Origin of the sequence: Citrobacter sp. Cf118 (genome assembly GCF_030334095.1) — a bacterium.
GTDB lineage: Bacteria > Pseudomonadota > Gammaproteobacteria > Enterobacterales > Enterobacteriaceae > Citrobacter > Citrobacter freundii.
The window spans coordinates 217,225-229,466 of record NZ_JAOWES010000056.1 but is presented as its reverse complement, the minus strand read 5'-3'; the positions used below and the strand labels follow the sequence as shown (position 1 = coordinate 229,466).

Annotated in this window: 12 protein-coding genes; 9 read left to right on the top strand and 3 right to left on the bottom strand. The window is 54.5% G+C overall.

Annotated features, from left to right (window positions below; translation table 11 throughout):
- Nucleotides 1-209: 209 nt before the first annotated feature.
- Both OGX67_RS03150 and OGX67_RS03145 read right to left on the bottom strand, forming a co-directional pair.
- Entirely contained in the window at nt 210-1,412 is a 1,203-nt protein-coding gene (locus tag OGX67_RS03150; protein WP_003024301.1) for an L-lactate MFS transporter, read from the bottom strand.
- Nucleotides 1,413-1,663: 251 nt separating this feature from the next.
- Nucleotides 1,664-2,365, bottom strand: a complete 702-nt coding sequence (locus OGX67_RS03145; protein WP_003024299.1) for an autotransporter outer membrane beta-barrel domain-containing protein — start codon at nt 2,363-2,365, stop codon at nt 1,664-1,666.
- A gap of 157 nt (nt 2,366-2,522) precedes the next feature.
- Here OGX67_RS03145 and tag point away from each other — a divergent pair, with 157 nt between their 5' ends.
- Both tag and OGX67_RS03135 read left to right on the top strand, forming a co-directional pair.
- Nucleotides 2,523-3,092, top strand: coding sequence for a DNA-3-methyladenine glycosylase I (tag, locus tag OGX67_RS03140; RefSeq protein ID WP_003846107.1), 570 nt, complete (start codon nt 2,523-2,525; stop codon nt 3,090-3,092).
- Entirely contained in the window at nt 3,082-3,522 is a 441-nt protein-coding gene (locus OGX67_RS03135) for an N-acetyltransferase (protein WP_016151144.1), read from the top strand. The genes tag and OGX67_RS03135 overlap by 11 nt, the downstream gene beginning before the upstream one ends.
- Here the strand turns inward: OGX67_RS03135 and OGX67_RS03130 are convergent.
- On the bottom strand, nt 3,491-5,824 hold the full coding sequence (locus OGX67_RS03130) for a molybdopterin guanine dinucleotide-containing S/N-oxide reductase (protein WP_257651333.1): 2,334 nt from the start codon (nt 5,822-5,824) through the stop codon (nt 3,491-3,493). The genes OGX67_RS03135 and OGX67_RS03130 overlap by 32 nt on opposite strands.
- 159 nt (nt 5,825-5,983) lie before the next feature.
- Here OGX67_RS03130 and OGX67_RS03125 point away from each other — a divergent pair, with 159 nt between their 5' ends.
- From OGX67_RS03125 to ghrB, 7 genes are all read left to right on the top strand, one after another.
- Nucleotides 5,984-6,646: an OmpA family lipoprotein gene (locus OGX67_RS03125; protein WP_003024287.1), complete on the top strand. Its 663-nt coding sequence runs from the start codon at nt 5,984-5,986 to the stop codon at nt 6,644-6,646.
- A 141-nt stretch (nt 6,647-6,787) separates the two neighbouring features.
- Nucleotides 6,788-7,804 (top strand): LacI family DNA-binding transcriptional regulator, encoded by a 1,017-nt coding sequence (locus tag OGX67_RS03120; protein WP_005133828.1) that lies wholly within the window; start codon nt 6,788-6,790, stop codon nt 7,802-7,804.
- Nucleotides 7,805-7,903: 99 nt separating this feature from the next.
- The gene (locus OGX67_RS03115) at nt 7,904-8,653 is read left to right on the top strand and encodes a sugar phosphate isomerase/epimerase family protein (RefSeq protein WP_257651334.1); all 750 of its coding nucleotides are present in this window, start codon (nt 7,904-7,906) and stop codon (nt 8,651-8,653) included.
- Nucleotides 8,654-8,656: 3 nt separating this feature from the next.
- Nucleotides 8,657-9,595, top strand: coding sequence for a sugar kinase (locus tag OGX67_RS03110; RefSeq protein ID WP_204583189.1), 939 nt, complete (start codon nt 8,657-8,659; stop codon nt 9,593-9,595).
- A 70-nt stretch (nt 9,596-9,665) separates the two neighbouring features.
- Complete coding sequence (locus OGX67_RS03105; RefSeq protein WP_032939182.1) at nt 9,666-10,976, top strand: MFS transporter; 1,311 nt, start codon at nt 9,666-9,668, stop codon at nt 10,974-10,976.
- A 6-nt stretch (nt 10,977-10,982) separates the two neighbouring features.
- Nucleotides 10,983-11,219: a hypothetical protein gene (locus OGX67_RS03100; RefSeq protein WP_127790525.1), complete on the top strand. Its 237-nt coding sequence runs from the start codon at nt 10,983-10,985 to the stop codon at nt 11,217-11,219.
- Between the two features lie 15 nt (nt 11,220-11,234).
- Complete coding sequence (ghrB, locus tag OGX67_RS03095; protein ID WP_003024278.1) at nt 11,235-12,209, top strand: glyoxylate/hydroxypyruvate reductase GhrB; 975 nt, start codon at nt 11,235-11,237, stop codon at nt 12,207-12,209.
- Nucleotides 12,210-12,242 lie beyond the last annotated feature (33 nt).

The window sequence follows — 12,242 nt, the reverse complement described above, 5'->3', positions numbered from 1 at the left end:
AACAAACCCTGGAGGAAGGGATAAAAACACCCTGCGCAAAAGCCTGTCAGGCCATACAGGGGAAAAGTGCGACAAATGCAGATAATAAGACAATTCTACAGCGCAGGTAAGTAGACCACAGGAGGGAAGAAAAGTGCTTATAGAGAATGCAAACGGCGCATATATTTTTGTAAATATATGCGCCGGGCATTAATCAGACCACTAATAGATCAGGCGTGTGCCTCGGTATAGACGCTACGCTGCGGCTGACGAATAGTGGTAGAAAGCGCCAGCGAGATAATTAACAGCGCAAAGATAACGCAGAAGGTCACATAGAATCCGCCGAACAGCGAGGCGATAATGGAACCACAAATGCTGCCGATACCGAAACCTAAGTAAATGACACCGTAGTTTTTAGCCAGGTTGTTCAAACCGAAGAACTCACTCACCAGTGACGGGAACACGGTGATGGTGCCGCCAAAGTTAAATGCCACACAGGCAATCGCCGTAAAGAAGGTCACATCATTCAACGGCGCGAACAGCAGTGCCGCCATACCCACCAGCGAAACGACCTGCCCAATGGTGATAACGCGAATACGAGAGATTTTGTCGGACAGAATCCCCAGAACCAGACGACCGGACAGGTTAGCGATAGAAATCACGGTCACCGCGTTTGCCGCCGTTGCCACATCCATATGTGCCAGACTTTGTGCGATATCTTTCGCCACGCCAATTACGTACAGCCCGCTCATACACGCCGTCAGGAACATGACCGCCAGCATCCAGTACTGCGGTTTACGCATGGACTGCGCCAGGGTGTAGTCATTCTCAACCACGCCATTTTTCGTTTTCACTTCCTGATTCGGGGCGTCTTTCATCAGCGTGGAGCCAAAGACGATCATTACCAGCACAATCGCGCCCCAGATCATGAAGGTTTTTTCCAGACCCACGGTGCTCAACAGTTGGCTATCGATGAATTTAAAACCGAGGCTGCCAAGACCGTAAGAACCGATAGCGAAGGCGGAAATCAGCCCTTTACGCTCCGGGAACCATTTTACACAGTTGGAAAGCGTTAACAGGTAGCCTGCGCCATCCGCCAGACCAACCAACACACCAGCGCTCAGCCACAGCATAATCAGGCTGTCAGAGTGGGCGGTTAAGAAGAAGCCAACACCGAGTAAAATACCGGAGGCCATGGTGACGCGTTTCACGCCAAAACGTTCCTGCAGTTTCCCGGCGACGGAAGAAGAAATTGCCAGCCCGAGGCTCAGCAGGCCAAAGGAAAAGGCAACCTGACTCACCGGCGCATCAAGCTTAGAAGAAAGCGCACCGTTAAACAGGCTCCAGGTATAAACAGAACCTAAAGCAAATTGGGTAATGATGGTGCCGATCAGTGTCAGCCAGCGGGTACGCTGATAATCAGAAGTTTTCATGGCAGTCTTCCTGCATAAACAAAATGGGAAATTCTCTGCCAACAACCATACCGAAGCGTTTTTATGAGCAGGGGAAAACGGCATGAAATGCCGCCAGGACGGAATGAAATGCCTGGAATGCGGAATGAATGACGAGACAAAAAGTCGGGTTACTGAATTTTATCGCATGAGTTAGTACACGCTATCGCTGGAGTGCGTGTGATTGTTGATCTCAACATGTAATCAAGATGTTTATGTGATGATTGTTTACGTTAAAATTTGGCGCTCACTCCCATGGTGTACATATAGTCGCTGTTGTTGGTGCTATTTTCCGCCTGCGACAGCGCCGCGTAAGCCGCCATATGCGGGTTCAACAGCATATCCGCACCGACGGTAACATCTACCCAGTTACCGTCCTGACCCGCCGCCGTCATGCGACTGAGACCCGACTGCGCCTTCCAGATATTTTCGCCAAACTGCTGGTTATAGCTGATTTGCGCCCACGGTCGCACATCACCGAACTGCGAATTGACTCGCCAGCCCAACGAGCTCACGCTGGCATGCCACAGCGGATCGTTCTGCGTTGCCGACGTCGCGCTATCGCCAAATTCGTTGTAAGTAGATGTGGTGGAACCGTCATAATGCAGCGCGGCAACCGGACCGGTTGTCACCTGCCTTGAAAGCGGGAAGTTCCAGCCCATACTCATGCCGCTGGTGGCATCCATTGGCGTCTCATCCGCCAGATTCACCACGGGCCCCGCCACGTTCTGAGTGGAACGAATACGTTCTTCCAGAATGTCGTTATAACGTGGTTGGTGATCGCTGTCCCATGTATAACGTTCAGCCGTATGCCCTGACAGCGCATCAACGATATATTCTTGTTGCCAGCCATATGCTGTATTGATGGACAGCGCACAAACTATGACGCTCGCCAGAGTTAACCTTTGGCGACCACTACTGTTTCTTATAAGCATCAACGCGACTCCAGAAAAGAGCCGAATTCGGCGATATTATTGTCATTGTGTGAAGTATTTGGGCCAGCAGGCCTTGTATTAAATATTGTCTTTTTAGCTGGCGCGTCAAGGCGGGCCGAATGAAATTTTTACGCCAGTAAAAACAGCGAGGAAGAATATGCAGCGTTGCGGATGGGTCAGTCAGGATCCACTTTACATTGCCTACCACGACAAGGAATGGGGCGTCCCCGAAACCGATGGCAAAAAGCTGTTCGAAATGATCTGCCTCGAAGGCCAGCAGGCCGGGTTATCGTGGATTACCGTACTCAAGAAACGGGAAAATTATCGCCACGCTTTCCACCATTTTGACCCGGAAAAAGTGGCAGCCATGACCGAAGAGGATGTGGAAAGGCTGGTACTGGATGCCGGCATAATTCGCCATCGCGGAAAAATTCAGGCCATTATCGGCAACGCTCGCGCCTTTCTGACGATGGCACAAAACGGAGAGTCGTTTAGCGAGTTCGTCTGGTCATTTGTTGATAACCAACCGCAAGTGACCCGCGCCGCCAACCTGAGCGATATTCCCACCTCCACGCCTGCGTCAGACGCGCTGTCTAAAGCGTTAAAAAAACGCGGATTTAAGTTTGTCGGCACCACCATTTGTTACTCCTTTATGCAGGCATGCGGCCTGGTCAACGATCATGTCACCAGCTGCATCTGTTATCCGGGAGAACAACATGATTCGTGAATCAAAGGCTGAAGATCTACCGGCGATTCTGACGCTGTGGATGGAAAGCACAATCCATGCCCATCCGTTTATCGAAGAGCGCTACTGGCGCGAAAGTGAATCCGTGGTGCGGGATGTTTATCTGCCAGCCGCGCAAACCTGGGTGTGGGAAGAAGAAGGCGAGCTCAAAGGTTTTGTCAGCGTCATTGATGACCGCTTCCTCGGCGCGCTGTTTGTCGCGCCTGCCGCCATCAGAAGCGGGATCGGCAAAGCGCTGGTGCAGCATGTGCAGCAGCGCTTTTCGTTACTCAGCCTGGAGGTCTACCAGAAGAATCAATCAGCGGTGAACTTCTACCATGCGCTGGGTTTTCGCATTGAAGACGGCGCATGGCAGGAAGAGACTCACCATCCCACATGGATTATGGGCTGGCAGGCGGATCAAACGCCGTAAGCGTCAACGTGGGTCCGTTGTATTTTTCAAGCCACGCCAGCGCGGTGTTGCCTGCGCAGCCATTCCCCAGCTTCGAGCTGGGGAGATCTTTGGTCAGCACGTTGACGGCGCCATTTTTACAAATACCGTCAGCTGTCGGCTCCAAATCCGGCCAGGCGCCTTCATGAATACAGATGACGCCAGGTTTGATGCCCTCCGTCACCACAGCCCCCGCCAGAACGTGTCCACGCTGATTCCACACCCTGACCGTATCGCCATCCGCAATGCCGCGCGCGTGGGCATCCTGCGGATGAATCGTTACCGGCTCACGATCCGCTACCGCATACTGCTCACGCAACGCGCTGTAGTTAAGCTGACTGTGCAAACGGTGCGCCGGATGGGCGGAAAGCAGCTGTAGCTGGCCCGGTTCGGCGTTACCGAACCACTCATCCGGCTCCAGCCACATCGGGTGCCCCGCACAGTCCGCGTAGCCGTAACCAGCAATCCTCGCGGAGTAGATTTCAATTTTTCCGCTGTCCGTTTTCAGCGGATGAGCCTGCGGGTCGCGGCGAAAATCCGCAAAACGGATAAACTGCGCGCTGGCGGCATTTTCCAGCATTTCGATCAGGGCGTTGCGCTGCCAAAACTCGGCGAAAGGCGGCAATGTCACCTGCTGACTGGCCCCACGTTGCCCGGCAATATTGTAAAACGTCTCCAGCCATTCCAGCTCGCTTTTGCCTTCGGTGAATCGCTCGTAACCGCCCTCTTCCCAGCGTTCACTCAGCTCGGCAAAAACATCATAATCATTTCGCGCTTCGTCCTGCGGCGGCACAACCTGCTTCATCGGCACCAGGTGCTGGTTGCTGTAGTCGCCGGTCATGGTCAAATCATTGCGCTCAAAGGAGGTGGTCGCTGGCAGTACGATATCGGCATGCTTCGCTGCGGCGGTCCAGAAACACTCCGAGATAACCACCAGCTGCGGTTTTTGCCAGGCGCGAATTAAACGGTTAGTGTCCTGATGATGGGTGAAGTTAGCACCACCAGCCCACCACAACATGCGGATGTCCGGGAAATGGCGGTCCATGCCGTTGTGCTGGTAAAAACCACCGGGATTTTCCAGCGCTTCAACAATTCGCGCCACCGGGATTTTATCTACCGCGTCGGTACCACCTTTAACGCTGCCCTGCATTGAAGCCAGCACCGCAGCCCGGCGCGTTGGGTTGCCACCGTTGGCAAAATGGTACGACAGCCCAAAACCGCCGCCTGGCGTCCCGATTTGCCCGAGCATGGCGGCCAGGGTGACGATCATCCAGTGTTTCTGCTCACCATACTGTTGGCGCTGCATCCCCCATCCGGCCATCAGCATAGTGGTATTTTGGTGAAATATCGCCGCAAGTTCGCGTATTTTTGTTGCGGGTATACCGCAAATCTTCGCAGCCCACTCTGCCGTTTTCACAACATCATCAGATTTACCCAACAGATAGTTTGCAAAACGGTCATAGCCGGTGGTACACCGGGCGAGAAAATCCTCGTCATGCCAGCCGTTTTCCACCAGCGTATGCGCGATGCCCAGCATCAGCGCCACGTCGGTCCCCATATGCGGGGCAATCCATTCCATCTTTTCGCCAAAGAATTCGACGCTTTCCGATCGCATCGGATCGATACAGATCAACCGTTTACCACTGTCGCGCAAAGCCTCAAAGTAAGCGAGCCCTTGTTCGTCGGAAGCATTCCAGGCAATCTTCAGTGTATTCAGCGGATTAGCGCTCCATAACACCACCACCTCGCTGTTCTCAAGCACCACAGGCCAGCTGGTTTGCTGCTGGTAAACTTCGTTACCGCCCACCACGTACGGCATGATCGCCTGTGCAGCCCCTGTCGAATAATCCCCCAGATGCCCGGTATAACCGCCTGCCAGCGCCATATAACGCTGTAGCAGAGTTGCCGCTTTGTGTAACACGCCATTAGATCGCCAGCCGTAGGAACCGGCAAAAATCGAGGCCGGGCCGTAGCTGTCACGGATGCGTTTATGCTGCGTATGGATAAGATTCAGCGCGTCGTCCCAACTGACGCGAACAAATTCATCCTGCCCACGCACGCCCTGGGGATTCTCCGGCGAGGCGAGAAAGCCTTTACGCACCATTGGAAAACGTACCCGCGTTTTACTGTGAACCTGGTCGCGCACCACGGTTTGCAAAGAGTTGGGATGGGAAGTGGGCAGCGCGCCACGCGAGGAGAAAACCGTCTCACCATCGGTGTCGACGAGAATTGGTCCCCAGTGGGCGGCGGTTAACACCGAGTAATGTGCGGGTGAATTAGCCAAGATGGCGCTCCTGAATGCGATGTGACGGCTTATTTATTATGCCGTTCAATGTTACTTACAAATTTCAGAGTCTTCCCTGGAATTTTCTTCATGTTCACACGTCATAATCAACCGCCACGGTCGCTGTGGCAAAGAAGAAAAAGTCATTAAGGAATTAAGATGAAGAAACGTGTTTTTGTTATTGCTGCCATCGTGAGCGGCGCCCTGGCGGTTTCTGGCTGCACAACAAACCCTTACACCGGCGAACGCGAAGCGGGTAAATCCGGCATTGGCGCGGGTATTGGCTCTCTGGTCGGCGCGGGCATTGGCGCACTCTCTTCTTCGAAGAAAGATCGCGGTAAAGGCGCACTGATTGGCGCGGCGGCGGGTGCGGCCGTTGGTGGTGGTATCGGCTATTACATGGATGTGCAGGAAGCAAAACTGCGCGAAAAAATGCAGGGAACGGGCGTCAGCGTGACGCGTAGTGGCGATAACATCATTCTGAATATGCCGAATAACGTCACCTTCGACAGCAGCAGCGCCAACCTGAAACCTGCTGGTGCCAACACTCTGACCGGCGTGGCAATGGTACTGAAAGAGTACAATAAAACCGCCGTCAACGTGCTGGGCTTCACCGACAGCACCGGCAGCCAGGATCTGAATATGCGTCTGTCTCAACAACGCGCGGACTCCGTGGCCAGCGCCTTGATCACGCAAGGGGTTGCCGCTAATCGTATCCGCACTCAGGGCATGGGTCCGTCAAATCCGATCGCCAGCAACAGCACGGCGGAAGGTAAAGCGCAGAACCGTCGCGTAGAGATTACGTTGAGTCCTGTGCAGTAATCGTTGAGCCGGGTGGCGGCTTCGCCTTACCCGGCCTACGTTCGACATGTAGGCCCGGTAAGCGCAGCGCCACCCGGCAAATTACTTGCTTCGTCAGATTTTCCCGCTAAGGTATTCACACGAAATTCAGGGAAATCAGCGATGAGCAAATCAACACGGGCAACCATCAGCGATGTGGCGAAAGCCGCAAAAACCGGCAAGACCAGCATTTCACGCTATCTCAACGGTGAAAAGCACCTGCTTTCCGACGCGCTACTGGCCCGCATTGAACAAGCCATTGCCGATCTCGACTACCGTCCCAGCCTGATGGCAAGAGGCCTTAAACACGGTCGTACCCGCCTGATTGGCCTGATCATCGCCGATATTACCAATCCCTACTCCGTCAACGTGTTGAGCGGCATTGAAGCTGCCTGTCGTGATAAAGGCTTTACCCCGCTGGTGTGTAACACCAACAACGAAGTGGATCAGGAACTGCATTATCTTGACCTGCTGCGCAGCTACCAGGTCGAAGGGATTGTGGTCAACGCCGTCGGGATGCGCGAAGAGGGACTAAATCGGCTGCAGCAGTCTGCGCTGCCGATGGTGCTGATTGACCGTAAAATTCCCGATTTCGCCTGTGATATGGTCGGGCTGGATAACACCCAGGCGGCAACGGTTGCCACGGAACATCTGGTCGAACAAGGTTTTGAAGCCATCCTGTTCCTCAGCGAACCACTCGGCATGGTGAATACCCGCCGCGAGCGCCTGAGCGCTTTTCGCGCCACCCTCGCACAGTACCCCGGCGTTATCGCGCAAAATGCCGAAGTCCCGCTCACGGACAATACGCAACTGGACGACACCCTGCGCCAGTTCCACCAGCAGCACCGGGGAATGCGCAAAGCCGTTATCTCAGCCAATGGCGCTCTCACACTACAGGTTGCCCGCGCCCTGAAACGCATTGGCCTTAACTGGGGCAGCGATATCGGCCTGCTCGGTTTTGACGAACTGGAATGGGCCGAACTGGCGGGCGTTGGTATTACCACGTTGAAACAACCTACCTGGCAGATTGGCTACACCGCCGTTGAGCAGGTTGTACGCCGGATCGATGGCGGCTCTGCTGCCATTCAGGAACAGGTCTTCTCCGGCGAACTGATCGTTCGCGGCTCTACCGCCCGTTAAATTTCCTTCGTGATGGTGATCATAAATTCAACATCATAAGCTTTTCTTTGGAACCGGTTCCATCTAGCGTTATAGCAAGAACGCTAGTCTGGAGTTTCCATGAAAAGAAAAATTATGGTGGTCACCGCCGCTTACGGCCACGACCAGGTACGGGCCGCTGGCGGGCAAACGGCAATGCTGCCCATTATCGCTGAAGCCGGTGCTGACGGCGTCGAAATCCGCCGCGAATTGCTGACCGACGCCGAGCTGCACACGCTGTCTACGGTGGCATCTGCTATCGAAATCTTCGGCCTGCTGGCATGTTACTCAGCGCCTGAGCCGTTGTTCCTTGAGGACGGTAGCCTCAATCCCCGACTTCCTGCGCTACTTGAAGAAGCACAGACCCTGCAGGCGCTGTGGCTAAAAGTCTCCCTCGGTCATTTCTCCCATACCGAACAGTTCAACGTGTTACGCGAATGGCTGGACAACAGCGGAATGGAACTGGTTGTCGAAAACGATCAGACCGCCTGCGGACGCCTGAAGCCGATGCAGCGCTTTAACGAAGCCTGCCAGACGCAAAATCTGCCGATATCTCTGACCTTCGATATGGGCAACTGGCTATGGGTGGGCGACTCCCCGGAACAGGCGGCGCAGAAACTGGCGTCAACCGTTGGGTATATCCATGTCAAAGCCGCCGTTGCACATCGCGACAGCTACCGTGCCGTACCGCCTGATGCAGCCGATCCGCGCTGGCTGACGCTGTTGAAAACGCTGCCGGGCGATGTTCCACGCGGCATTGAGTTTCCCCTGGAAGGGCAGGATTTGGCGGCGGTTACCCGCCGTTACGTCGAGTTGTTACGCGAGGAGTAACGCATGAAAAATTCACTGGATGTGGTAACGATTGGTGAAGCGATGGCGATGTTTGTCGCCACGCAAACCGGCGAACTGGCGGATGTGGAGCAGTTTATCAAGCGCGTTGCTGGCGCTGAACTCAATGTGGCGACCGGTCTTGCCCGGCTGGGCCTGAAGGTCGGTTGGGTAAGCCGTGTAGGCAACGACAGTTTTGGCCGTTTTATCGTTAAGTCGCTGGAAAAAGAAGGGATTGATGCGCAGGGAGTCACCCAGGACGGGCGTTACGCTACTGGCTTTCAGCTTAAATCTAAGGTCGAAAATGGAACCGATCCCATTGTGGAATACTTCCGCAAAGGTTCCGCTGCCAGCCACCTCAGCATTGAGGATTATCACGAAGCCTACTTCACCAGCGCGCGCCACCTACACCTGAGCGGCGTAGCGGCGGCACTTTCTGCCAGCTCTTATGAACTGTTAGCCCATACCGCCCGCACACTGAAAGCACAAGGGAAGACCATCTCGTTCGACCCGAATTTACGCCCTGTGCTGTGGAAAAGCGAAGCCGAGATGGTGGAAAAACTGAACCGTTTGGCATTCCAGGCCGACTGGGTTTTGCCTGGATTAAAAGAGGGCATGATTTTAACCGGTCAGGAGACGCCTGAAGCCATCGCCAACTTTTATCTGCGCCACGGGGTGAAGGCCGTGATCATCAAAACCGGGGCTGATGGCGCCTGGTACAAAACCGCCGGCGGTGAACAAGGCTGCGTTGCACCGGTAAAAGTCGACAACGTGGTTGATACGGTCGGCGCAGGTGATGGTTTTGCCGTGGGCGTTATTAGCGCCCTGCTGGAAGGCCGCTCGCTGCATCAGGCTGTGACCCGCGGCAATAAAATTGGCGCACTGGCCATTCAGGTTCAGGGCGACAGCGAAGGATTACCCACACGTGAACAATTAGGGGAATAAATTCCCGGCCAACTCTGTCTCTGTACCCTACATACAGAGGCGGCGTAACAGCATAACCAGAGGGCAGTCTATGAATAGCTCAACTAATGCAGCAAAACGCTGGTGGTACATCATGCCAATCGTGTTTATCACGTATAGCCTGGCGTACCTTGACCGCGCGAACTTCAGCTTCGCCTCCGCCGCAGGTATCAACGAGGACCTCGGCATTACCAAAGGGATCTCTTCCCTGCTGGGCGCGCTGTTTTTCCTCGGCTACTTCTTCTTTCAGATCCCGGGCGCAATTTACGCCGAACGCCGCAGCGTACGAAAACTGATTTTTGTCTGTCTGATCCTCTGGGGTGCCTGTGCGTCGTTAACCGGCATGGTCAGCAATATTCCAATGCTTGCCGCCATCCGCTTTATTCTTGGCGTCGTTGAAGCCGCGGTCATGCCCGCAATGCTGATTTATATCAGTAACTGGTTTACGAAGTCCGAGCGTTCGCGCGCAAACACTTTCCTGATCCTCGGTAACCCGGTTACCGTCCTGTGGATGTCCGTGGTTTCCGGGTATCTGATCCAGGCGCTGGGCTGGCGGGAAATGTTCATCATCGAGGGCTTCCCGGCCATCATCTGGGCGTTCTGCTGGTGGGTGCTGGTAAAAGACAAACCGTCTCAGGTCGGTTGGCTGTCAGAATCTGAAAAAGCCGCCCTTCAGGCACAACTGGAAAAAGAGCAGCAAGGCATCAAAGCCGTACGGAACTATAGCGAGGCTTTCCGCTCACGTAACGTCATCCTGCTGTGTATGCAGTATTTCACCTGGAGTATTGGCGTCTATGGTTTTGTCCTGTGGCTGCCGTCGATTATCCGCAACGGCGGTGCAAATCTGGGGATGGTTGAGGTTGGCTGGCTGTCATCCGTACCTTATCTGGCGGCGACGGCGGCGATGATCCTCGTTTCCTGGGCCTCCGATAAACTGCAAAATCGTAAGCTGTTTGTCTGGCCACTGTTACTGATAGCTGCTTTCGCTTTTATCGGCTCCTGGGCCGTGGGCGCAGACCACTTCTGGATTTCTTACACGCTGTTGGTTATTGCGGGTGCGGCAATGTATGCCCCTTATGGTCCTTTCTTTGCCATCATTCCTGAAATGCTGCCGCGTAACGTTGCCGGGGGTGCAATGGCGCTGATCAACAGTATGGGCGCGCTAGGCTCATTCTTTGGTTCATGGTTTGTCGGCTACCTCAATGGCGCTACCGGCAGTCCGTCCGCCTCGTACATTTTTATGGGGGTAGCGCTTTTTGTCTCAGTATGGCTAACTCTCATTGTGAGGCCGAGTCCTGCCATTGAACACACCGTCGACACTGTGGCAGAACCGCGTAATCAAGGCGGAGGGCGCTGGGCATAGTGAACTATGCCCAAGCCAGACAACGAAGAGTTCGTGGTTCTGACGCGTGTCCCGAAGGGCTGGGGCTATTTTTGCCCATTGCGGCGTTACTCCCAGCTCGTTTGGTTCACCAAACTTCTCTGCTCGTGCCTTGCACTGGGCAAAAATAACCGCCAGCGACGTGCGTGTGCAACGGCAGGACTCGGCCTGAGCCTGCTAATAATCAACAGCTACCTATTGGCGCACGCCACGCTTAAATTTTAACTTACGGAGATTCGCATGAAGCCGTCCATTATTCTCTATAAAGCGTTACCTGACGATTTACTGCATCGCCTGGAAGAGCATTTTACTGTGACTCAGGTGCCTAACCTGCGCCCGGAAACGGTCGCACAGCACGCTGAGGCTTTTGCCAATGCGGAAGGTCTGCTGGGCTCCAGTGAAGCCGTCAATACCGCTCTACTGGAGAAAATGCCGAAACTGCGTGCGACCTCCACGATTTCCGTCGGCTATGACAACTTCGACGTCGATGCCCTTAACGCGCGTAAGGTGCTGTTGATGCACACGCCAACCGTACTGACAGAAACCGTCGCCGATACTGTGATGGCGCTGGTGTTAAGCACCGCTCGCCGCGTGGTAGAAGTGGCTGAACGGGTGAAGGTCGGTGAATGGACCAAAAGTATCGGGCCGGACTGGTTCGGTACGGATGTGCACCACAAAACGCTGGGGATTGTCGGCATGGGCCGCATTGGGCTGGCGCTGGCACAACGTGCGCATTTCGGCTTTAGCATGCCGATTCTCTATAATGCGCGCCGTCATCATCAGGAAGCAGAAGAACGCTTCAATGCGCGCTACTGCGACCTCGATACGCTGTTACAAGAATCCGATTTTGTCTGCCTGATCCTGCCGTTAACCGACGAAACGCATCATCTGTTCAGCACCGAACAGTTTGCCAAAATGAAGTCTTCCGCCATTTTCATTAACGCCGGACGTGGGCCGGTGGTCGATGAAAAAGCACTGATTGCCGCCCTGCAAAACGGCGAAATTCATGCCGCTGGCCTGGATGTGTTTGAGCAGGAGCCATTACCGGCAGACTCACCGCTGCTGTCGCTGCCAAACGTGGTTGCTGTGCCGCACATTGGTTCAGCCACGCACGAAACGCGCTATAACATGGCGGCCTGTGCGGTGGATAACTTAATCGATGCGCTGCAAGGACGCGTTGAGAAGAACTGCGTAAACCCGCAGGTCGCGCGATAAACAAAAGGCCGGGTAGCGCTTACACTCACCCGG